This window comes from Pseudomonas sp. fls2-241-R2A-110, assembly GCF_030209165.1.
In the GTDB taxonomy this organism is placed as follows: Bacteria; Pseudomonadota; Gammaproteobacteria; order Pseudomonadales; family Pseudomonadaceae; genus Aquipseudomonas.
This window is the reverse complement of record NZ_JARVSN010000038.1, coordinates 18,868-40,290: the sequence shown is the minus strand read 5'-3', so window position 1 is coordinate 40,290 and position 21,423 is coordinate 18,868. Positions and strand designations below refer to the sequence as shown.

Genomic DNA, 21,423 nt, shown 5'->3' with positions numbered 1-21,423 from the left:
TGGTCACTTATTGAGCAGAAATGACGATAACTGCAGGCAAGCGTCTGCCAGCGCCCGTTTTTCGGTGTCGATCTCGCACCCGGCAGACAGTGGCGCCTCGTAAGGGCTATCGATACCGGTGAAATCCTTGATTCGCCCCTCCCATACCGCTTGATACAGCCCCTTAGGATCGCGTTGCGCACACACTGCAAACGGCGTGCTCACGTACACCTCAATGAAGTCGCCCTCGGCGAACAATCGCCGCGCATTCTCGCGTTCGGCGCGAAACGGCGAAATGGCTGCGACGATCACAATCAGCCCGGCGTCGACCATCAGCCGTGCCACCTCGGCCATGCGCCGGATGTTTTCCCGACGACACTCAGCACCCATCCCCAGATCACGGCACAGGCCATTGCGCAGGTTGTCGCCATCAAGCACAAACGTGTGCAGCCCATGTTGATTGAGCTGTAATTCAAGGGCATTGGCCAACGTCGACTTTCCCGCCCCGGACAACCCCGTCAGCCACAGGCAACGCGGGCGCTGGGATTTGATTGAAGCACGGGCCTCTCGGGTCAGCGACAAATGGTAGGGCCTGATGCTGGTAACGGGCATGGACCGCGACTCATTCATAACCGAGCATCTCGTAATCACGTTGATACGCTCGCCGCACCAGCCGGCGTGTGCGCGCCGTGCAGAAATCCCGGGCCGGCATTGCAAGTCGTTGCACGGAGGAGTTGAGGTGAGGCAATGCCACCGACCGGCCCAACTTTTCGCAAACCAGCTGAAAGTCACGAGCCAAGTGCTCCTGATAGCCAACGAAATCCAGGGCGAGATGCCCCAGGGAGTCGGTGATAAAGTCCGTCTGCGCGGCGAAATGCAATTGCCGGTTGATGGTTTCCGGGTGCAGCCAGCGACCGACAAAATCATCGAAATCGCGGTAGTGACTGACCAGTTGCTGCGCTGCGTGATCACGCCGCCCCAACGCGTTACCCCTTAGAAATGCGTAGGCCGAGTAAGCCCTTTCAAGTGGATCACGAACGAAGGCGAACTTGAAACTGGCGGCATACTGCTGGGGAAACTGCTGCTCGTACCAGTACAACGGCAAGTGCCCCGGGCTCCAGTTATCAAACATCGCGGCACAGATGCTGCTCCCGGCACATTTAGGGACGTGGATGAACAGACAAGCCTGCTGCTCGAAGGCCCGTGGGAAACGCAGGTTGGCCGACATCGACTTGTTCACAACCTGACGGTCCACCACCGACAGGCGCCCCAGCAGGAAGGCCCTTTGCTGCTTGGGCAGGATTTTCCAGAGATAACGTTGAAACATGGCAGTACCCGCGCGAAAGGGACGACCCTCTCGTTGAAGTCAAGATTCATTCAAGAACCTTAGCAAGCGCGGCACGCAGTTTTATTCAGGTTTGGTCAAGAAGGGTAAAGGTCTGGATACAAATCACCGGGCGCATTGCACGCCCGGTGAACGATTGTCAGGCGATGTCTTCGGCCGGAGCATCGAGGCCCATGGCATTGAGTCGGGCGTAGTAACCATTGTGCGCCAGGAGCTCGGCATGGGTGCCGCGCTCGACGATCCGCCCCTGGTCCATCACCAGAATCAGGTCCGCCTTCTCGATGGTCGACAAACGATGCGCGATCACCAGGGTGGTCCGGCCTTTCATGACCTGATCCAGTGCTGCCTGAATGTGACGCTCCGATTCTGTGTCAAGGGCCGAAGTGGCCTCGTCCAGAATCAGCAGCGGCGCGTTCTTCAACAGCGCCCGGGCAATTGCCAGACGCTGGCGCTGACCGCCGGAAAGCAGCACGCCGTTCTCGCCGACCTGGGTGTCCAGGCCTTCGGGCAGTTGCGCGATAAAGTCCATCGCATAAGCATCCCGAGCCGCTTTTTCAATGTCTTCACGGGGCGCGCCGGCCAGATCGCCATAGGCAATGTTGTTAGCTACGGTGTCACTGAACAGCGTGACGTGCTGGGTCACCTGGGCGATGTGTTTGCGCAGGTTCAGCAGTTTGTATTGTTCCACTTCAACACCGTCGATCAGGATCTCGCCCTTGTCGTGGTGATAGAAGCGCGGAATCAGGTTGGCCAGCGTCGACTTGCCGCTGCCCGATCGACCGACCAACGCCACCATTTGCCCCGGTTCGACCGAGAAGCTGATGTCATCGAGCACCTGACGCTCGGTGTCGGGATAGGTGAAGCTCAGGTTGCGCACGTCCAGACGACCGCTGACGGCATCACGCTCGACGGTACCGGTATCGACTTCAGGCGCGACGTCCAGTTGCTCAAAGATGCTCTCGGCACCGGCCACGCCTTTCTGGATGGTCGAGCTGACTTCGGACAGTTGGCGGATCGGCTTGGGCAACAGACCGGCCAGAGTGATGTAGGCAACCATGTCGCCCGCCGACGCATCGCCGCGCAGGTACAGCACCAGGAACATCAGCACCGCCATCGCGGTGTAGATCACCAATTGCAGCAACGGCGTGTAGATGGCACCGGTACGGGTCATGCGCAGTTGCTTGTCAGTGTTGCCCTGACTGGCTTCGAAGAAACGCTTTTCTTCGTAGACTTCGCCGCCGAAGCTGCGCACCACGCGATAACCCTGGATGGTTTCCGACGCCACATGCGTCACGTCGCCCATGGCCAACTGGATTTTCTTGCTCTGCTTGCGGAATTTCTTGCTCGCGGTGCGCACCATTACTGCGATCAACGGCAGGATCGCAACCATGACCAGCGTCAGGCGCCAGTTCATGAACAGCAGCGAAGCGAACAGGAAGATCACCGTCATGCCTTCACGGATTACGACCTTGATCGCATCTGTGGCCGCCCCGGTGACCATTGTCACGTTGAAGGTGATACGCGAAATCAAATGACCCGAGTTATGCTTGTCAAAATACCGATTAGGCAAGACCAACAGGTTATTGAACAGCTGCACACGCAAGTCATGCACCAGCCCGAGGGAAACCTTGGCCAGAAAGTAGTTGCCCAGATAAGATCCCAGCCCCTGCCATGCGGCAATCAGGATGATCAGCAACGGCACCGCCTGCAGCAGTTGCAGATCTCGCAGGTAAGGCACGGTTGGAAACAGTGCCGCCTCGGGGTTGGACAATCCGTCGACGAAATACTTGAGGATGTAGCCGAGCATCGGCTGCGTCGAAGCGAAAATCAGAAAACCGACGATGCTGATCAGAAACAGACTGATGTACGGCCGGACATAGCCGAGCAGGCGGAAGTAGATTTTCAAGCTCGAAGGGCTTGCGGAGAGACTGGAGTCGGTCATATCACGCGAATGTCGATAAAAAGGACGCTGACTTTAGCACAGCTTCCTCAGGGTTCTGGCAATCGCACAAAGGCTGTTATTGTTAGACGTATTGTTCAGCATCAAATAGCCATCACCCCGAAATGGCCGATCAACTTCAGGATTGAATTTTTCAGCATGCAGCTCAGCGGTTTAAACAGCGTGTCCAATCGAGTTTTCGATTTCATTTGCCTCTGGATTCTTCCCGTTGGCTATTTTCTGCTCCTGTGCGCGATGTTTTTCCTGCCGGGCCGAAGTTTGCACCACAAGCTCTTTTATGGTCTGTTCAGCATTCCGGCATTGTTTGCCATTTGTCTGCGGCCTCGTGCATTCAAGGAGCTGCTACGCGAACCGATCTTCATTGCAGCGCTGGTGTTCGTCGCCTGGGCAATGATGAGTTTATCCTGGACCCCTGACAGCAAAAACTTCTTCGGCGAATTCAAGCCACCGCTGCATACATTGTTGTTGTTCGCAGGGTGTTACTTGCTGGTGCGTTATCGCAGCGAAATCGTTCAACCACTGTTGCTCACCGCCGCAATCGTGGGTCTGATTGGCACGGCCTACGACTTATTCATGTTTTCTCGCATCTACGAGCCCGGGCTTCGCCTGATCGGTGGCGGTGCGTTTGACAATCCTTTGCTCAGCTCTCACGTATTCGGATTTTTCTGCGCGTATTGGTTGAGTTTGAGCATGACTTGCAAGCGTAAGCAGGTGCTCTGGCTAAGCATCCCGGCGATGGCCGTGATGTTCGCCGCCGTCATTGCGACCGGCTCCAGAACCCCGCTGGTTGCCCTGACCATAGCCTCGTTGTGGCTAAGTTTCATCTGCTGGGGTCGCCGGTCCATGGTCTTGCTTGGCGTGCTGCTCGTCAGCGGGGCAACCGTAATCGTGCTGTTCTCACGGATGATCATTGAGCGCGGCGACTCTTATCGTTTCGAAATCTGGCAGTTGGCGCTGAACAAAATTGCTGAACACCCATGGATCGGTCATGGCTACAACGCTGACCTGGCCATAGACCCGGGGGTCGGAACGAACTTCCAGGAGCCTCATAGCTTTGCCTTGGGCGTTCTCTATTACGTCGGTATTTTAGGCTTGCTCCCGTGGTTGTTCTTTCAGGCCTGGGGTTTGTTGAGCAGCTGGCGTAATCGCCTGCAACCGCTGTTTATCATTGCCTCGACGTGGTTGATATTCGGGATTGGCGCGGGCCTGACCGAAGGTGGCGGCATTATCTCGCGACCTAAAGAGCACTGGTTTCTGCTATGGATTCCGTTGGCACTGATCGCCGCCCTGAGCATCAACCAGCGCGCCAAACGCCTGTTGGCAATGCCGGTCAAGGCACTGAAACCCGCAGACCTGCAAGCGCTGACGGCCAATGCGCAGGTAATCGAAGAAGATGGCCTGGGCCCTAAAGTCCTGCGTCTGGTTGATGGCAGCTTCCTCAAGCTGTTCCGCCGCCGCCGCTGGTACACCTCGGGCAGTTTCAACCCGTATTCCGAACGCTTTGCCGTCAACAGCGAACAATTGCGCGACATGGGGATTCCCACCCCGAAAATTCTTGACCTGTACCGGGTACACGATGGCAGCAGTGCCGTGCACTACTTGCCACTCCCGGGCAACACCCTGCGCCAGGTGATGCAAGGCATTACAGCTCCGGCAGTACGTCAGGCACTCGTGGAGCGGTTCGGCAAGTTCATGGCTCAACTGCATGAGCAAGGTGTGTATTTCCGCTCGCTGCACCTGGGCAACGTGTTGGTGCTTGAAGACGGTGAGTTCGGCCTGATCGACGTGGCCGACATGCGCATCTACCCTTCATCCCTGAACCTGTCGCTGCGTCAGCGCAATCTGCGCCACATGCAACGCTACACGGTGGATCGACGCTGGTTGTTCGAAGATCACTTCGAAGCGTTGCTCCAGGGATATGCCATGACGGCGTCAAAATCCGCTGTCGATAACCTGCACAGGCAAGTGCTGGCCGGGAGTATCCCGGTTCGGTCTCATTGATGACCGAAACCAACCCACTCATTGCGCTGGCAGCCTATCTGCTGGCCATCGTAACCTCCGCCCTGTTGTTGCGCGCTGTCCCGAAAATCGCCCGCCACCTGGAGCATTCCGGCGAAGGCCGTTACGCCAGCATTGACGGGTTGCGCGGCTATCTGGCGTTCGGCGTGTTCGTGCATCACTCAATCATTACCTGGATCTTCCTGCGCGTCGGGGTGATCGATTTTCCGCCGAGCAACTTTTACGCACAGCTCGGCCAGGGCAGCGTCGCGCTGTTTTTCATGATCACTGGCTTCCTGTTCTGGAACCGATTGCTCACCCAGGGACGTCAACACGACTGGCTCGCCTTTGCCGTGTCGCGATTGTTTCGCCTCTACCCGTTGTACCTGCCGCTGATGCTGATCGTATTTGTCACGGTGTTTTATCTGCAGAACTGGGAGCTCAAGGAACCTGTCATCCGTCTGATCGGCCAGATCCTGGCCTGGATGTCCTTCAACCTACCGGACGTCAACCAGTACCACCAGACCGGCATGTTGATCTCCAACGTCACCTGGACCTTGGTCTATGAGATGTTTTTCTACCTCGCCCTGCCGCTCGCCGCCATGGTGTTTATTTATCGCGCAACCTGGAAGCAAGCGGTGCTGTGCCTGATCGGCATCTATGCCGTTTACCAAGTGGTCGGCTGGGAACATTCGCTGAAAAAACATTTCCTGACGAGCTTCCTCGGCGGTATCGGCGCCGCATACTGGATACGCCGGCCACAACTGATGGCCTGGAGTCAGACACGAATGGCGGGCATTGTCGCATTGCTGGCATTGGCCATTGCATTCACGGCATTCAACCGCGCCTTCAGCCTTAGGCCATTGCTGCTCATGTCGTTGTTTTTCGTGATCGTGGCGTCAGGAAACAACCTGTTCGGCCTATTGAAACCGCGCAGCATCCGCTGGCTTGGGGAAATCAGCTACAGCACCTATTTGCTGCACGGGTTCGTGCTTTGGTTATTGGTGCAACGACTGCCGCCTATGCTGGAACTGGATGCTCGCGACACTTCGACCTTTCTGGCGCTGCTGGCTGTGTGCAGCTGCCTGTTGATCGTCATCAGCAGCCTGACGTTCCTGTACATCGAACAGCCGGGTATCACCGCCGGCAAGAAAGTCTTGCAGTGGTTGCGGCAAGGCAGGAGCAGAAAGGTCGACAAGGGCCTGACGGAAAAGATCGCTCGCTGATTCACACACCCTCTAGCAACTGGCGCAGCCGAATGCAGGCTCGCCAGCTGTTAAGAATAGTGCGTCAAGACCTTAGTCTTTCTCCAGAGGCGAGAAGTACAGCCGCCCGAGACCACGCCAGGTCTTTTTGTTCCAGGCTTTGAACGGGATCTGTGCCAGCAGCTCGCGGGCCAACTTGCGATCGCGGTTGGAGGTTTTGAGAAACATTGAACTGAGGAACTTGTAGCGCACCTCGTCGTACAGCGGATGATCGCTGAACAGCGCGTAGGAGCGCAGGATATTGTCGACCATGAAGCGGTGGTTCTTGTAGGAATTGGTGGGGTGCTTGCGATAGCGCGCCATCAATACATTCAGGCCATCGATGAAGTACCCGGCACGGGTCACCTTCAATTCGATCAGCAAGTCTTCCAGCCGAATGTTCGGATCGAACCCACCCACCTTGTCCAGCGCTTCCCGACGGATCATCAGGGTCGGTGCGGGCGGATAGGGTTTGCGCTCCAGGAACATGTCATCGAAGTCCAGGCGCCGAAACGGCACATCACGGCGCTGGCGCTTCTCGGGAAACAGATTGCCGTCGGCGTCGATCAGCTCGATGTTACCGGCGCAGATACCGACCTCAGACTTGCCATCCATGTAGGCCACCTGCGTCGCAATACGTTCCGGGAGCATGATGTCGTCGGAACCGAATGGCACTATCAGGCTGCCCTTTGAACGGGCAATGGCGGCATTGAGGGTATTCGTCAGGCCCTGGTTCTGTTGAACCCGGAAATCGAAGCCGTACTTTTCCTGCAATACCTTGATGCGCTCGACACTGTCGTCCCTGGAACCATCATCGACCACCAGCAGCTCGATGTTCTTATAGGTCTGATTGAGGACGCTGAGGATACTTTCCTCGATGTAGCGAGCGTGGTTATACGACGCGATGATGACGGTTACGAGAGGTTGCGCGTCGCTCATGGTTGTTCCTTGCGAGCTTTTTCAAGGCCCGATTCGATCAGATTCAGGTATTCCTGGCGGAACACCTCGATGTCATGCTCTTTTTGCAGATAACGGAACGCCTGCTCACCCTTGGCGTTGAGTTCGTCATCCGACAGGGCAAGGTAGTTATCCAGCGCCGCGATCAGGCTCGGCACATCCTTCGGCGTAATCGCCAACCCGCCAGCCCCTTCGATCAGCGGCAGCATTGCCGGTACATTCGAGGCGATCACCGGCAGGTGTCCGCTCATCCCTTCCAGCAACGCCAGGCCCAGCCCTTCAGCCAGGGACGGCATGGTCCAGACATCGAACGCACGAATGTACTGCAAGGCAATTTCCTTGAAGCCCAAAAGGTGTGCGCGACCGGTCAGGCCCAGGCGCTCGATCTCCGCTGCCAGTTTCGACTCTTCGCGACCGGCACCGATGATCGCCAATTGGGTGTTCGGGTATTTGTCCTTGAGCGCGGCAAACGCCTGCAGCAGATAGGTGTGTCCCTTGACCGGCACCAGGCGACCCAACGCGCCGATCAAGCGCACCGACGGATCGATACCCAGCATCTCGCGGGCGCGCTCACGACTGTGCTGCAAGCCTTCGGCCTGCTCGATGTCGATCGCGTTGGTGATGGCGTAGGTGTTCTGGTCGGTGAAACCGCAGTCGCAGTCCAGCAGGTACTGTTTGACGGCCGGCGATACGCCGACAAAACGCCAGTGACGATCGATCAGGCGCTGGGTCTGGCGACGCCGGTAAAACCGGTCGTACTCGCCAAAGCCGTGGGAGATGCCAATGCACAGCGGCACTTTCAACCAACGGTTGAGGGTCAGCATCATGTTCACGGGTTTGAAGCGGTTGCAGATCACCACGTCGAATTTTTCCGCGCGGCAAAATTTGTACAGCCGCCACATCGCCCGCAGACGCATGCCCTTGAGGGACTTGTCGGAGAACTCGAAATACACCGAACGGTCAGCCCGGCTCACGGCCTCGCCTGGCCCAGGCTTGCCACGCAGGAACGCGGCGGTCACTTCATAGCGCTCGCTCGGCAAAGCCTTGACGATCTGCTCCGCAAGGTCGGCAAAATCATGGGCTTTGACGTTGTAGTCAGGCTGCAACTGCAGAACCTTTGACCGTTGACTCATAACTCTCCCCGGTGAAAACCAGTCGCATCGATGACCCAGGTTGCTTCGGTGGCAATATGCCGGACCTCGGCTGGATCGGGTAGAGGCAACCGTGACCACTCATTGCGCTTCCAGCAAACGAAGTGGAAATACGGAAACCGGCGATCGCCATCGCGATCGTTACTCAAACAGCCATTGCGCCAATACCAGTGGCGCGGAAAATCATCCGTGCCGTCGTGCCACTTGATGCAGCCTCCCGGGGTGCTGAACGCCTCGGTGAATTCACTGCGTCGTCGAGACGGATTGAGCTTGCCCACCCAGGTGAACAAGGGCTCGGGAAAATTTTTGCGCCAGTGGAAGATTCGGCTGAATGCGCCCTCGTCCAGCGCGTGGTGCACTTGGTCGGTAAAGCGCTTTCGCCAGTCCTTCATCTTCATGAACAACTCACGCTTTCGGGTGTTATTGCGCATCAGGCAAAGATGGCCCGCGACCCGTCGCTCGTGAGTCGAGAACAGGTCATGACCGGCCAGTCGCTCCGAGGTGAAATAACTGCGAAGGTCACCATACACCAGATCAATATCGCCGAACCCCCAGAAATCATAGCCTTGCAGGCGGTCGGCATGAATATGCCCCAGCGCCGGCTTGATATCGCAGAGTTTATAATGCGCATCCGGCGCAAAGTCGATGCCGAGCCGTCTAGACACCAGCACACAGTACTCACTGAATGTCATGCATTCGACCGTGACGTTGGGCGGCAGACGCTCCGGGACACCGCAGTCGCTGAACATCAACCAGTCGATATCGGGGTTACGACGACAACTCTCCAGAAAGAACGGCATCCAGAACGGCCAGCAGCCGAAGTACGGAATCAAAAAAACTATACGTGGGCATGGGTTGATCACAGAGGAATCACTACAGTTGTTTGAGTCGCAGCCATGCTAGGCCGCGCAGAACTTCATTTCTGCTGCCTAGGTGTTTCAGTATGCTTCAAAAGCCATAGCAACTCGTGACGCCTGACCGCTTTACGAAAAAATTCGTTTTCGCCATACAGCGGCGGCGCTCTGCGAGCCAACAGTCGCTGTATCAACCGACGCACACGACGCTTGAATGGCATGGGCGGTTGCAGGTCATGCATCATGCCCAGCGCCATGGCTTTATCTCGCTGCAAATCCAGCGACAGCGGCAGGCAGCACGGCTCCATGGGCGTGACCGATTCAAAGGCAGGAGGCAGTGCGATGCCGTGCCCTGCATCACCCATTGGCCAACGGTCGTTGTCGTGCAAATGGTTGGCATAGCCGAGCAGTGTCGTCGGCTGCCATTCCAGCCCCTGCAAGGCTTCGAGGACCGCTTGCTGGGCGCAGATATGATCAGGGTGCGGATCGAGTATCGGGTGCGGCAACACAATCACTTCAGGCCGCGCGCGCAGCAGCAGCTCGCGCAGATCGGCCAGCAGATTGTTCCAGGTCGCAGCGCCGTCGACATCGCCTGGCAGGGCAAATGGATTCAACTGGCGAAACACTCGGGTGTCGCTCAGATCCGCTTCGCGCGAGCCCACCGGTTGAGCCGGTGCGGCCTGCATCGCCGCCAGTTGCAGACAGAAATAACCCAACTGAACGCAATGTGCTTCAGGCACCCCGGCCCAACGCGGCACCGCGATGCTGTCCCAGGCGCGCAAACGCCCCTTCAGGCGTGCTGCCTCGACTTTGTTCAGGCCCAGTTGTCGATAGTGTTCAGCTTCGATTTCGCCGGCGGTGAGCGTGACAATCCAGGCTTCATCGGCCTGGCTGTATAGACCATAGGCCGCCAACTCTGCATCGTCGGCGTGGGGCGCGATCACCATCACGCGCTGGCGTCGATAATCGGGTTGTTCGAATGCCCAGAGTACGGGCTCGCCGAGCAATCGGCAGAACCGCCCACGCAGCCGTAATTCACCACGCGACAGCACGTGTGCCTGTCCGCTGAGGTTCAGGTAACGCAGGCCGTTGACGCCCCGTTCGAAGGTTTGCCGATCGGGATTCTCGCCGCCCGCCAGCTCGACCACCGGATCGATAAAGCGTCCCAGCCACGTGCTTTTTATCCGCAGCGCCAGCACCAGCGTGGCGTCGTCGACCAGCATGACGCCTTCGTCCAGCCGTAGACGCTCACCGTCCAGATGAACCTTGGGCTGTTGGGTGTACGGCGCAAAACTGTATTGGTAATCGTCTTTGGGCGAATAGAACAAATGGTCGGCGAACCAGGCCTCGTGGGCAATCCAGCCCAACACCGCCAACACCGGCGGCAACCACCAGGCCACCCACACGCCGATGGCAATCAGCAGCACCAGTGCGATCAACAGACCGATGCGCTTGTTGCGACGATGGCGTTTGAGCAGTTGCTGTTTGCGGCTCATGGGCTGTCTCACACGGTGAAGACCGGCACGGGATTGCACCAGCGGTCCTTGTACTCACGATCCGCGCGACCGAAGGAAAACCGCAAGGGCTTATCCAGGGCCCGCGCATGCTCCCAGGCACTTTGAGTATTGAGAAAACTCAGCACGCTGCCGGGGCTGAACTCGCGCGTTTGAGGGTCGACTCCCCCGTTGATGTATTCAACGCTGATCCACTGCGGCGCCTCGACCCGATACACGAGCTGAATCGCAATCGGCGCATCGTTGAGGAAAATCACCGAGCCGATCAGGAAGTCGCGCAGCAGTTCGATCACCTCGCCCATGCGCTCGGCCCCGGTGGCCGGGAAGCCCCAGCGACGCTGGAACAGGTCGCAGTAAATCGCTGCCAGCTCAGCGCTGGAGAAATCGGCGACCGGGCGCACCACCCCGCCCGCCTCTTCCAGCAGGCGCAATTCACGGCGCTGGTTGTAGCGAAATTTTTTCGACAATTCTTCGGGCGTACGGGCCATTGCCAGCTGTTCGGCCTGCAACTTGATGTCGGTGAAGCGGCCTTCGCTCAAGGCCGACAAATACCGCCCGCGATGGCGCAGAGGTGCTTGAGCATCCGCGGCGGCCGGCAGGATCAGCTCGGCATTACCGAGGTCGAACAGGCCCTTTTTACCGCGGCGCTTGAGCACATCCTTGGACAGCGCCAGGTCGCGCCCCCAGGTCGGGATCGCAGCTTTGACTTCACCGTTTTGCTCCCAGGCCAGGTACCGCACCGGGATCTCGGCCAACTGCGCAAGGCGTTCAACCACCAGGGGATGAGTTGCGACGCTGCCGCCAAAACGCTGCCAGGCCTGGGCATAAGTCGGGGCGTCGACCACCGCCCAGCCACGTTCGCGCCAGCCTTGAAATCGGTTGAGCATCAGCCCCTCTGCGCCAGTTCTGTGACGTGTGGCAAATGCCAGAAAACCTCACGTACCGCGCGGTCGGAGAAATGCTCGCGCAAGCGATCAAGCATCAGTTCGGCACACTGGTGACGTTGCTGGTCGTCCATTGCGGCCAGGTGTCGCAGCCCTTGGGCCAAGTGCTCGGCATCGCCCAGCGGAAACAGAATGCCCACCCCTTCAACGATCTCCTTCGCCCCACCGCACGCCGTGGCGAGCAACGGAATTCCAGCGGCCATGGCTTCCAGCAGCACCATGCCGAAGGGTTCGTGATCAGAGCTCAAGGCAAACACGTTGAATGCGCGGAAATAGCGGCGCGCATCCGGTACTTGACCGAGGAACAGCACACGATCGCCGATACCCAATTCACGGGCCAGGGCCTTGAGGTCCTGTTCGAGTCGACCGCTACCGAGAATCACCAGCTGACTGTTGGCCGGCAAGCCAGGCAACGCTGCGGCAAAACCGTGCAACAGAGTGATCTGGTCCTTGTCCGGATGCAGCCGCCCGACGTTGCCGACAATCCAGGCATCCGCCGACAGGCCGAGGGTTTCCCGTGCCTCGCGGACCGACACCTGGCTGGTCTGCAACGCCGGCACATCGATACGGTTATAGAGTGTCTGAATTCGCTCGGCCGGCCATTTCGGCAGGCAACTGCGCATGTCATCACGCACCGCATCGGAAACCCCGAGCAGGCTCAGGCGCTTGCGAAATAGATTGGCGAAAAGTTTGCGGGTGCCGCGCTTGTAATCGCCAAACGCGTGGTGCACACCGATCACCGGCAGCGAGGTGCCGAGCAAGGCGATGTAGATCGGCTTGAACCGGTGAGCGATGCAGAAACTGAAATTGCGTGAGGCGGCAATCTTGCGCAGATCGCTGATGGCGCCCAGCTTCAGGCCACGGATGGCCTTGGAGCTGTACTCCATGAACAGCACTTCGTCGGAAGCGCAGCCTGCAGCGACGTCGCTGTCGGCGGCCCCGGTGAGGAACACCGTTGTCACGCGATATCCAGTCCCGACGAACAGGCTGGCGTACTGCCGGGCGCAGTCCAGAAACGGCCCGTCATAGCCGTGACAGAACTGCAGCACATGGCGTTCAGCCGAGCGTGTCATAAGCGTTCGCACCCTCTTTGACCACCAGAATGTCTTCCATGATCAGGTACTGCAGGTCCGAGCCGAAGAACATGTTCAGAGCGTCGGTCGGCGAGCAAATCATCGGTTCGCCGCGACGGTTGAGCGAGGTATTCAGTGACACGCCGTTGCCGGTCAATACTTCCAGCGCCTTCATCATGTCGTAGTAGCGCGGGTTGTATTCGCGCTTGAGCACCTGGGCCCGGGAGGTGCCATCTTCGTGGACAACTTCCGGCACGCGGGTCTTCCACTCTTCAGCCACTTCGAAGGTGAAGGTCATGAACGGCGCCGGGTGATCGATCTTGATCATCTGCGGCGCAACGGTGTCGAGCATCGACGGGCAGAAAGGCCTCCAGCGCTCGCGGAACTTGATCTGGTGGTTGATGCGGTCCGCGACGCCGACGGCACTTGGGCAGCCGATGATCGAACGACCGCCCAAGGCACGCGGACCGAACTCCATGCGTCCCTGGAACCAGGCCACCGGGTTGCCATCGACCATGATCTTGGCGATGTTTTCCGGCATGTTCTCAAGCTTGCGCCAGACCGGCTTGCTCGGGTGACGGGCACAGGCAGCGAGCACGTCTTCGTTGGTGTAGGACGGGCCGAGGTAGACGTGTTCCATCTTTTCGACCGGAACACCACGGGCGTTGGACACGTAAGCTGCAGCGCCCACCGCCGTGCCGGCATCGCCGGACGCAGGCTGCACGAACAATTCTTTTACGTCATCGCGGGCGATGATTTTCTGGTTGAGCTTGACGTTCAACGCACAGCCGCCGGCGTAGGCCAGCTTGCCGGTTTCCTTGAGCACATCGCCCAAGTAGTGGTCGATCATCTGCAGCGCGATTTTTTCAAACAGTGCTTGAATGCTCGCCGCGTAGTGGATGTACGGCTCGTCAGCGATGTCACCTTCGCGCTTGGGCCCCAGCCACTCGATCAGCTTCGGCGAGAAGTAGTAGCCTTTACCCTTCTCTTTGTAACGACGCAGGCCGATGACGTTGGCATAGTCGGTGTTGATCACCAGTTCGCCGTTTTCGAACGACGCCAGGCGCGAGAAATCGTATTTGCTGGCGTCGCCGTACGGCGCCATGCCCATGACCTTGAACTCACCATCGAGCATATCGAAACCGAGGAACTCGGTAATCGCGCCGTACAGGCCGCCGAGGGAGTCTGGATCGAAGAATTCCTTGATCTTGTGGATCTTGCCGTTTTCGCCATAACCGAAGAAGGTCGTGGCGTACTCACCCTTGCCGTCGATCCCCAGGATCGCGGTTTTCTCTTTGAAACCTGAGCAGTGATAAGCGCTGGAGGCGTGGGCCAGGTGATGTTCGACCGGCTCGATCTTGATTTTCTTCGGATCGAAGCCCAGTTGCTCGAGGCACCAGACAATCTTGTTGCGATAACGCTTGTAGCGACGGTTGCCCATCAGGATCGCGTCAAGAGCGCGGTCCGGGGCGTACCAGTAACGCTTGGCATACTGCCAGCGAGCCTTGCCGAACAGGCTGATCGGTGCGAATGGAATCGCCACCACGTCAACGTCGGACGGCTTGATACCTGCCTGTTCGAGGCAAAACTTCGCCGATTCGTAGGGCATGCGGTTCTTTGCATGTTTATCGCGCACAAAGCGCTCTTCTTCAGCCGCAGCGACCAGCTTGCCGTCGATGTACAAGGCTGCGGAAGGATCATGGCTAAGGGCGCCGGACAGGCCAAGAATCGTCAATGCCACAGGGGTCTAGCCTCTTTAGTCTGCATGCAGGCGACAAGCGCCTCAAAAATTAATGTGCCCTCGCAAGGGGCGAGAGACAGCTAAAGGGCGGGATTATAGCGTAAACATGGCGGGAATGACCCAGCGCTTATTACCCTGCCTGGACTTAAGCGTGGCGCCCTGCTTATCCGCGCCCTGCTCGCCAGTAAATACCCAGATTGCCGTCAGTAGCCTGGCGGAAAATCGTATAGGGCAAGGACACCGTGTCGCAGATGCCCGAGAGCGTCAGATCGAGCAGCACCAAGGGTACCAGGACGCCCGTGGGATCCGGCGGAGCATGCAGGAGGCAGAAGTTGTAGGCCATACCGCTGTAAACACGGGGAATGGATTGGCAGTAGGTCTTTTGTTTTCGCAGGCCGCGAGCCGCGTCTTCGTCGTCTTGCAGCACTGTAAGCGCTGTTCCGCAGCCCGTTAAGGCCAGTGAAAAAGCCCCCATCGCAACAGCCATTTTTATCGTCAAAATCTGCCCTCCGTAAACGTCAGGCAAACTAGCATCGTGACTATTCAGGGCACAGTTCATGGAGTCTGCGGATCATGTAGGACAGTTCACAAAAACTTGTCCCCTTAATCTCGACTGACTGTTCTGGCCCCATCGCGAGCAAGCCCGCTCCCACGGTAATTCTGCGTCGGACAGATATTTTGTGTGTGACGCAGATACCCTGTGGGAGCGGGCTTGCTCGCGAAGGGTCGAAGACCCGATTCAGGCAGCGCCAGAGATGTCTTTGGGAAGCCGCTGATCGATGACTTTGTAGAGCGCGCTTTCTTCAGGCCAGTTACGCATGAACCGCGCCCGATCCCGCGCATACGCCGGAGCAAAGCTGCCCGTCGAGCCATGCTGACACATCGAATCCAGGTCGATCAGCGCCCAGCGATCCTGCTGCCAGAACAGGTTGTGACCCTTGAAGTCGCCATGGCTGATGCGCTCGCGAATCAGCTCGGCAAACAAATGATCCAGCGCGGCCAGCTCAGCCTCGGGCGCATCACCGCTCTCAACGTAAGGCGCAAAGCGCTCGATGATGTCCGGTCCCGGCAAGTATTCCGTAATCAGGTAAGCCCGACCGCGCAACCAGAGAAACCGCTTCTCCAGCAACGCCAACGGTTTGGGCGTAGCGATGCCCAGAAACGCCAGACGATTGCCTTCGCGCCACGAGTGCCATGCACGGCTCGGACGCCAGAAGCGTTTGAGCCAATGTGCAAAGCCTTTGATGTTGTAGCGCTTGATCACCAGCGTCCGACCCGCCACATCGACCTTTCCTACGCTCGCCGCACCGCCGGTCTTATACAGGTGCCCCTGATCGAGCAAGGCATCGGCCTGTTCCAGCACCGGCAGCATCGCCGCTTCTTCCTCGCGACGAATAGCCCGCAGTCCAAACGGCCCGCGCTGAACGCTGAACAGCGTGCAATCGCGGCCCACCTTGGTCAGGTAGTCCTTCAAGCGCCAGCTGCGAACCTTGTCGATCTGCTTCTGCAACGCTTCCATTGGCAAGGCGTGCTCGCCATTGCTCAACAGGTAATACACCAACAACTCTTCGGTGAACGGCTCCAGCGACTTAGGTAGCTGGGCGAAAAACACACCGAGGTTCTCCAGGACTTTCTGCCGTGACAGCGGTTGGCCCGGTGTTTCGGCGCAAACGCCGCCACCATCGATCAGATACAGCCGACCGCGCTGACGCAATAGGTTGTCCAGATGCAGGTCTTCTTGCCAGAGCCCCTTGCGATGCATTTGGCCGATAGCGCCCAACGCCTCGGCCAGCACGGCCCCTTGCATATCGGCCAGCACTGGCAAGTGCTCGACCTGTTTCCAGGTATCCCCCAGGCTCTCGGCGCCTTCGAGGAAGTCAAACAACAGCCAGCCACCCTCGCCTTCTATCAAACCATCCGCCAGCAATTGCGGCGTGGTCAGGCCTTGATCGGCCAGCAAGCGAACACCGGCCAGTTCACGTTGAAAATGCCGGGCCGCCTTGCTGCCAACCAACAACTTTGCCAGCACTGGCCGACCACGCCAGACGCCGGCGCCAACATAACGCTGTCCCGGCAATACGCGTAGCAAACTCAACAACTGCAATTGGCCGGGGCCGGCAGCATCGGCCAGGGAAATACTCATCGGCAAGCTCGGGCTGCGGCCGGCGTTTTTCAGCTCGGACAAATGCATCAACGTGTCTCCTTATGACTGCGCCGGGCAGTCAGGCGCGACATCCAACTGTCCACCAGTGAACTGTCCTGAGGCTGCTCGAGATAGACCGCCAAAAACTCGCGCAACTGCGCATCGGTCCATTCCGGGGCGCGCCGCAGCAACGGCTCCAGGTCTTTGATACGGTCACGCTGACCAAACAGCAACGGCCGGGTTTTCTCCAGGTCGATCAGCTGCGCCTCATAACCGTCGCCCGTGGCTCGCAGGAAAATATGCTTGGGGTAGAAACACCCGTGAACCTGGCGCACGCCGTGAAGCTGCCGCGCCAGTTCGCCACAGGCTTTCATAATGGCCGAGTGTTGCTCCTCGCTCAGCTCCGACCAGCACTGCAACAGTGAATCCAGATCATCCCAGCCATCCAGGGCGCGAGTCAGCAGCACCGCACGGACTTCGCCATCGAATTTTCGCTCGCCAAAAAACGCCGCCTGCAGTGCCGGAATGCCGAGCTTCTGATAGAGACTGATGTTGCGAAACTCACGAGCGAAACTCGGCTCGCCGAAGGGCGCGCGCAAAGTGCGGGTCAGGTAATTGCTTTGGCGCTTGAGGTAAAAGCCCTGACCTTCCAGATCCAGCCGAAACACACTGCTCCAGCCATCGCTAACGGTATTGGGCTCATCGACTGCGTCGAGCTGCTTGGCCCAAAGTTCGTCGAAGGTGCCGAGGCCGTGATGCTCAAGGAGCATACGGTCTTCGGCAGCCAGAAAATCAGTCATTCACGCCCCTTAAAAAATCTCACCACGTGCCGTATGCGTTTTTTGTCGTCGGCATCGAGCCGATCACGCTGGCGGTATTGCAGATAAAAACGCAGGCGCTGGGTCGCCGACAGGTGATATTTGGCCACCTTGTCGAGACAGGCCAGGTCTTTAGTAATTCGGTACTTGAGCCAGAAGCCGCGCCAGAAATCGCCGTTGGGGCAATCGATCAGAAACAGCTTTGCCTCATCGTCGACCAGCAGGTTGCGCCACTTCAGATCGTTATGGGTGAAGCGCTTGTCGTGCATGATCCGGGTGTACCCAGCCAATTGGCGACTGACGACGTCAACCCAAACGCGGTCCGCGAGCCTGGGATCGTGCCGGTTAGCAAGGACTGACAAGTCTTCGGTATTGGGCAGTTCGCGGGTAATCATCGCACCTCGGGCATACGCCGCACCGCGCCGTTCCAGGCCCCAGGCCACGACTTCAGCGGTGGGAATGCCCCACTTGGCGAAACGCTTGAGGTTCTGCCATTCGGCCTTGACCCGGGGTTTGCCCAGATAGCGGCGCAGGCCCTTGCCGGCGCCCACGTAGCGCTTGACGTAATAATTGACGCCATTGCGGTTAACGCGGATGACCTCGGACAACGGGTCGAGGGTCACGCGCTCACCCTGAAGGGCGAACACCGCTTCCAGGCTGCCAAAATCTTCCGCCAGATCGCTGTAAGCAGACCCCAGTTTCCAACCCGGCATCAGAGCGCGTCTCCGTATCGCTGTTTACGGTCGTAAAGTTTGTTGGCTTTGCCTTCAAGCCAGGCAAGCAGCGAGGCTTCTTCGGCCAGAATCTGGCGCAATGGCTGCTGGAAATAGCCTTTGAGGAAGCGCAGCTTGTCACGCCGGGTCAGGCCAATGTCCAGCGCTGAGAAATACAGCGCCGCCAGGTCTTTGTCGCGCCAGCGCCGGGTAATTGCCGGACGGGTCTGGGCGCGGTGCAGGTCAATCACCGAGAGTTTGAAGTCATCGGCCGTCACCGGTTTATCGGTGTGCAGCAGAAAGTGGCAGATGTAGCAGTCGCGGTGGTTGACCCCGGCGCGGTGCATCATGCCCGTCATCCGGGCGACTTCAGCGATCAGCGCGCGCTTGAGCCTGGGCTCGGGCGGCTGCTTGACCCAATCGATGCTGAAGTCTTCGAGGCTGACAGTGGGCGCCAGCTCTTCGGTAACGATAAACGAGTGCTGATCCGCCGGGTTACTGCCCTTCTCGCCATAAGCCACGGCGGTCATGGTGGGCACGCCGACTTCTTTCAGGCGTTGAATGGCTTTCCATTCCTGACCCGCGCCAAGGACCGGCAGCTTGGCGGTCAGCAGGTTCTTGAAAATCTCACCCCAGCCAATGCCGCGATGAATCTTCACGAAGAAACCATTGCCGTTCACTTCAGTACGCAACGTCCGGCGCGCTTCCAGCTCACGGTAAACCTCACCCTGCAGGCCTTCGACTTCAGTGAACGCATCCCGTCCGGCCCATAGGCTCTTGAACGGTTCAGCCAGCATCAACTTCATTAAGCGTGCTCCGCCAGAATCACATCGGCCGCGTGCTGCGGCATGCTATAGAGGTCGGCCGTCTCGGCGAAAGCCAGACCGTTGCGGCTCCAGGCCGCCCGTGCCTGAGCGTCGTTCAACATGCCGGTCAGGTACTGCGTCAGTTGCGCCTGATCGAATGGTTCGTCCAGCACCAGGCCGGCGTCGGCCTCGGCAATGTAATGGGCGTAACCACAGACTGCGCTCACCAATACCGGCAACCCGGCCACCACGGCTTCAAGCAACACGGTCCCGGTGTTTTCGTTGTACGCCGGGTGGATCAACAGATCGGCACCGAGCAGGAAACGCGGAATATCGCTGCGACCCTTGAGAAACGTCACGTTGTCGCCGAGCCCTAAAGTGGCGCTCTGCATCTGGAACAATTTGGGGTCATCCTGGCCAATTACAAACAGCCGGGTGCGTTTCTTCAGATCAGCGGGCAATGCGGCCAGCGCCTTGAGGCTGCGATCGACACCCTTGGTCTTGAACCCGGAGCCGATCTGCACCAGCAGCAATTCATCGTCCTTGAGGTTGAATTCGCGACGAAATCCAGCGCGAATCTCAGCCGCATTGGCTGGCGCGCGACGGTCCTGGGAGATGCCCGGTGGCAGCAAATGAAAGCGTTCCAGCGGCGTGTCGTAATACTTGATGAACAGCGGCTGCTGGACCTCGGAGATCATCAGCACTTCGGTCTTGGCGTCCTTGGCGAACACCGCGCGCTCGTACTCGGCGAAGTGCCGATAGCGGCCCCAGCGACGGTACAGCGAATTGCGCAGATTTTGCGCCTTGTCTTCGAAGCAGCCGTCGGCGGCGTAGTAGACGTCCAGGCCCGGCATCTTGTTGAAACCGATGAGTCGATCCACCGGACGCTTCGCCAGATCCGCTTCCATCCATTCGCTGAGCTTTTCGTTGCGGCGATGATTGAAGAACGCTTTGACCGGCGCGACGAGCACTTCGAAACCCGGCGGCACGTCGCCCTCCCAGATCAGCGTGTAGACACGAATCTGATGGCCGCGCTGCTGGCATTCCAGGGCAATGCGCATGAAGTCGCGCTGCAAGCCCCCGAATGGAAAGTACTTGTACAAGACGAATGCCAATTGCATCAGCGCAGCTCCTCAGCCAGTAACAACGTGCTCAGTCGAGTCGCGACACGCTCGGGATTCAGGCGAGTGAAGCACAGCGGCCACTCGCGCTTCAGGTCGAACCGACGGGCATCTTCGGCCGTCGGTTGATAGGTGCATTTCTTTTGCAGGCACGGCGCACAGGGGAAATCGCTGGCGATGTGAATCTGCGCCTTGCCGTAGGCGCCGGTCAGGCCCGGGTTGGTCGGCCCGAACAGCGACAAGGTCGGCACGTCGAGCGCCGCGGCCAGATGACCGAGGCCGGTGTCCACGGCCACACAGGCCTGGGCACCCGCCAATACTTTGCCGACGCCCGCCAGGTTCAGCTTGGGCAACACTTCGACGTGGCGAAAGCCTGCGGCGATGCGCTCGGCCCGGGCCTTCTCGATCGGGTTGCCCCACGGCAGCTTCACCTCGACGCCGAGGTAACCGACCCGCTCGGCCAATTCGCGCCAATAGGCTTCCGGCCAGTGTTTGGTGTCCCACGTGGTGCCATGCAGGAACAGCACGTAAGGATTCTTGCGCGGCAGTTCCACCAGGCGCTCGACATTCAGGCCGTAATCGCCCAGCCCTTTGGGCAAGTCGTAGCCCAAAGCCAAGGCGAACAACTGACGCACCCGCTCAACCGCGTGCTGCCCACGCCCCACCGCCAGGCGACGGGAATAAAAGCGCGCGGCAATTGGTTCGCGTGCTGAATCCTTGTCCAGCCCGGCGACCGGTGCTTTGACATAGCGGGTCAGCCAGGCGCTTTTCAGCAGGCCCTGAGCATCAATCACCAGATCGTATTTCGAAGCGCGAACGCTTTGTTTGAAGCGCTTCCACTCGCCGCTTTTGATGGTTTGCCAGAGGTTCTTGCGCCAGCGACGGATCGCCACCGGAATCACCTTGCTCACGGCCGGGTGCCAGGTCGGGATTTCGGCGAAGCCTTCTTCCACCACCCAGTCGAACTGGATGCCGGGGATCGCCCGCGCCGCGTCGGTCAGCGCCGGCAACGCGTGAATCACGTCGCCCAGCGATGAAGTCTTGATCAGCAGAACGCGCAAA

The 21,423-nt window shown here is 58.8% G+C and carries 19 protein-coding genes; 2 read left to right on the top strand and 17 right to left on the bottom strand.

Annotated elements, in window-relative coordinates; all coding sequences use genetic code 11:
• Nucleotides 1-3: 3 nt before the first annotated feature.
• From cysC to msbA, 3 genes are all read right to left on the bottom strand, one after another.
• Complete coding sequence (gene cysC, locus QRN31_RS28175) at nucleotides 4-609, bottom strand: adenylyl-sulfate kinase (protein ID WP_285435964.1); 606 nt, start codon at nucleotides 607-609, stop codon at nucleotides 4-6.
• The gene (locus QRN31_RS28170; RefSeq protein WP_285435963.1) at nucleotides 602-1,306 is read right to left on the bottom strand and encodes a sulfotransferase family 2 domain-containing protein; all 705 of its coding nucleotides are present in this window, start codon (nucleotides 1,304-1,306) and stop codon (nucleotides 602-604) included. Before QRN31_RS28170 ends, cysC begins: the two co-directional genes overlap by 8 nt.
• A gap of 157 nt (nucleotides 1,307-1,463) precedes the next feature.
• Nucleotides 1,464-3,266 (bottom strand): lipid A export permease/ATP-binding protein MsbA, encoded by a 1,803-nt coding sequence (msbA, locus tag QRN31_RS28165; protein ID WP_285435962.1) that lies wholly within the window; start codon nucleotides 3,264-3,266, stop codon nucleotides 1,464-1,466.
• A 156-nt stretch (nucleotides 3,267-3,422) separates the two neighbouring features.
• Between msbA and QRN31_RS28160 the strand changes: the two genes are divergently transcribed.
• Together QRN31_RS28160 and QRN31_RS28155 are read left to right on the top strand one after the other, a co-directional pair.
• A complete protein-coding gene (locus QRN31_RS28160; protein ID WP_285435961.1) occupies nucleotides 3,423-5,285 on the top strand; it encodes a bifunctional O-antigen ligase/aminoglycoside phosphotransferase family protein in 1,863 nt (620 codons plus the stop codon).
• Complete coding sequence (locus QRN31_RS28155) at nucleotides 5,285-6,508, top strand: acyltransferase family protein (protein ID WP_285435960.1); 1,224 nt, start codon at nucleotides 5,285-5,287, stop codon at nucleotides 6,506-6,508. The genes QRN31_RS28160 and QRN31_RS28155 overlap by 1 nt, the downstream gene beginning before the upstream one ends.
• A 72-nt stretch (nucleotides 6,509-6,580) precedes the next feature.
• Here the strand turns inward: QRN31_RS28155 and QRN31_RS28150 are convergent, their stop codons facing one another.
• The 14 genes from QRN31_RS28150 to waaC form a co-directional block, all read right to left on the bottom strand.
• Nucleotides 6,581-7,465 (bottom strand): glycosyltransferase, encoded by an 885-nt coding sequence (locus tag QRN31_RS28150; protein WP_285435959.1) that lies wholly within the window; start codon nucleotides 7,463-7,465, stop codon nucleotides 6,581-6,583.
• A complete protein-coding gene (locus QRN31_RS28145; RefSeq protein WP_285435958.1) occupies nucleotides 7,462-8,616 on the bottom strand; it encodes a glycosyltransferase family 4 protein in 1,155 nt (384 codons plus the stop codon). Before QRN31_RS28145 ends, QRN31_RS28150 begins: the two co-directional genes overlap by 4 nt.
• Nucleotides 8,613-9,497 carry a DUF6625 family protein gene (locus tag QRN31_RS28140; protein ID WP_285435957.1) on the bottom strand — a complete coding sequence of 295 codons (885 nt, stop codon included), beginning with the start codon at nucleotides 9,495-9,497 and terminating at the stop codon, nucleotides 8,613-8,615. Before QRN31_RS28140 ends, QRN31_RS28145 begins: the two co-directional genes overlap by 4 nt.
• 53 nt (nucleotides 9,498-9,550) lie before the next feature.
• Nucleotides 9,551-10,984: a PIG-L family deacetylase gene (locus QRN31_RS28135; RefSeq protein ID WP_285435956.1), complete on the bottom strand. Its 1,434-nt coding sequence runs from the start codon at nucleotides 10,982-10,984 to the stop codon at nucleotides 9,551-9,553.
• Nucleotides 10,985-10,992: 8 nt separating this feature from the next.
• Nucleotides 10,993-11,889 (bottom strand): antimicrobial resistance protein Mig-14, encoded by an 897-nt coding sequence (locus QRN31_RS28130; protein ID WP_285435955.1) that lies wholly within the window; start codon nucleotides 11,887-11,889, stop codon nucleotides 10,993-10,995.
• Nucleotides 11,889-13,019, bottom strand: coding sequence for a glycosyltransferase (locus tag QRN31_RS28125; protein WP_285435954.1), 1,131 nt, complete (start codon nucleotides 13,017-13,019; stop codon nucleotides 11,889-11,891). The genes QRN31_RS28130 and QRN31_RS28125 overlap by 1 nt, the downstream gene beginning before the upstream one ends.
• Nucleotides 13,003-14,760, bottom strand: a complete 1,758-nt coding sequence (locus QRN31_RS28120; RefSeq protein ID WP_208670371.1) for a carbamoyltransferase family protein — start codon at nucleotides 14,758-14,760, stop codon at nucleotides 13,003-13,005. Before QRN31_RS28120 ends, QRN31_RS28125 begins: the two co-directional genes overlap by 17 nt.
• A 163-nt stretch (nucleotides 14,761-14,923) precedes the next feature.
• Nucleotides 14,924-15,259 (bottom strand): YceK/YidQ family lipoprotein, encoded by a 336-nt coding sequence (locus QRN31_RS28115; protein WP_285435976.1) that lies wholly within the window; start codon nucleotides 15,257-15,259, stop codon nucleotides 14,924-14,926.
• 240 nt (nucleotides 15,260-15,499) lie between these two features.
• Nucleotides 15,500-16,951 carry a lipopolysaccharide kinase InaA family protein gene (locus tag QRN31_RS28110; RefSeq protein ID WP_285435953.1) on the bottom strand — a complete coding sequence of 484 codons (1,452 nt, stop codon included), beginning with the start codon at nucleotides 16,949-16,951 and terminating at the stop codon, nucleotides 15,500-15,502.
• The gene (locus tag QRN31_RS28105) at nucleotides 16,951-17,703 is read right to left on the bottom strand and encodes a lipopolysaccharide kinase InaA family protein (protein ID WP_285435951.1); all 753 of its coding nucleotides are present in this window, start codon (nucleotides 17,701-17,703) and stop codon (nucleotides 16,951-16,953) included. Before QRN31_RS28105 ends, QRN31_RS28110 begins: the two co-directional genes overlap by 1 nt.
• Nucleotides 17,700-18,434, bottom strand: a complete 735-nt coding sequence (locus QRN31_RS28100; RefSeq protein ID WP_285435950.1) for a lipopolysaccharide kinase InaA family protein — start codon at nucleotides 18,432-18,434, stop codon at nucleotides 17,700-17,702. Before QRN31_RS28100 ends, QRN31_RS28105 begins: the two co-directional genes overlap by 4 nt.
• Entirely contained in the window at nucleotides 18,434-19,240 is an 807-nt protein-coding gene (gene rfaP, locus QRN31_RS28095) for a lipopolysaccharide core heptose(I) kinase RfaP (protein WP_285435949.1), read from the bottom strand. The genes QRN31_RS28100 and rfaP overlap by 1 nt, the downstream gene beginning before the upstream one ends.
• Nucleotides 19,240-20,361 (bottom strand): glycosyltransferase family 4 protein, encoded by a 1,122-nt coding sequence (locus QRN31_RS28090; protein WP_285435948.1) that lies wholly within the window; start codon nucleotides 20,359-20,361, stop codon nucleotides 19,240-19,242. The genes rfaP and QRN31_RS28090 overlap by 1 nt, the downstream gene beginning before the upstream one ends.
• Nucleotides 20,361-21,422, bottom strand: a complete 1,062-nt coding sequence (gene waaC, locus QRN31_RS28085) for a lipopolysaccharide heptosyltransferase I (RefSeq protein WP_285435947.1) — start codon at nucleotides 21,420-21,422, stop codon at nucleotides 20,361-20,363. The genes QRN31_RS28090 and waaC overlap by 1 nt, the downstream gene beginning before the upstream one ends.
• Between the last annotated feature and the right edge of the window lies 1 nt (nucleotide 21,423).

What these genes read in the sequence shown, in the direction of transcription:
- QRN31_RS28145 (WP_285435958.1), bottom strand. Translation starts at nt 8,616, where the DNA reads ATGAGTCAACGGTCAAAGGTTCTGCAGTTGCAGCCTGACTACAACGTC.
- QRN31_RS28150 (WP_285435959.1), bottom strand. Translation starts at nt 7,465, where the DNA reads ATGAGCGACGCGCAACCTCTCGTAACCGTCATCATCGCGTCGTATAAC.
- QRN31_RS28155 (WP_285435960.1), top strand. Translation starts at nt 5,285, where the DNA reads ATGACCGAAACCAACCCACTCATTGCGCTGGCAGCCTATCTGCTGGCC.
- QRN31_RS28135 (WP_285435956.1), bottom strand. Translation starts at nt 10,984, where the DNA reads ATGAGCCGCAAACAGCAACTGCTCAAACGCCATCGTCGCAACAAGCGC.
- msbA (WP_285435962.1), bottom strand. Translation starts at nt 3,266, where the DNA reads ATGACCGACTCCAGTCTCTCCGCAAGCCCTTCGAGCTTGAAAATCTAC.
- QRN31_RS28130 (WP_285435955.1), bottom strand. Translation starts at nt 11,889, where the DNA reads ATGCTCAACCGATTTCAAGGCTGGCGCGAACGTGGCTGGGCGGTGGTC.
- rfaP (WP_285435949.1), bottom strand. Translation starts at nt 19,240, where the DNA reads ATGAAGTTGATGCTGGCTGAACCGTTCAAGAGCCTATGGGCCGGACGG.
- cysC (WP_285435964.1), bottom strand. Translation starts at nt 609, where the DNA reads ATGAATGAGTCGCGGTCCATGCCCGTTACCAGCATCAGGCCCTACCAT.
- QRN31_RS28170 (WP_285435963.1), bottom strand. Translation starts at nt 1,306, where the DNA reads ATGTTTCAACGTTATCTCTGGAAAATCCTGCCCAAGCAGCAAAGGGCC.
- QRN31_RS28100 (WP_285435950.1), bottom strand. Translation starts at nt 18,434, where the DNA reads ATGCCGGGTTGGAAACTGGGGTCTGCTTACAGCGATCTGGCGGAAGAT.
- QRN31_RS28105 (WP_285435951.1), bottom strand. Translation starts at nt 17,703, where the DNA reads ATGACTGATTTTCTGGCTGCCGAAGACCGTATGCTCCTTGAGCATCAC.
- QRN31_RS28110 (WP_285435953.1), bottom strand. Translation starts at nt 16,951, where the DNA reads ATGCATTTGTCCGAGCTGAAAAACGCCGGCCGCAGCCCGAGCTTGCCG.
- QRN31_RS28090 (WP_285435948.1), bottom strand. Translation starts at nt 20,361, where the DNA reads ATGCAATTGGCATTCGTCTTGTACAAGTACTTTCCATTCGGGGGCTTG.
- QRN31_RS28125 (WP_285435954.1), bottom strand. Translation starts at nt 13,019, where the DNA reads ATGACACGCTCGGCTGAACGCCATGTGCTGCAGTTCTGTCACGGCTAT.
- QRN31_RS28160 (WP_285435961.1), top strand. Translation starts at nt 3,423, where the DNA reads ATGCAGCTCAGCGGTTTAAACAGCGTGTCCAATCGAGTTTTCGATTTC.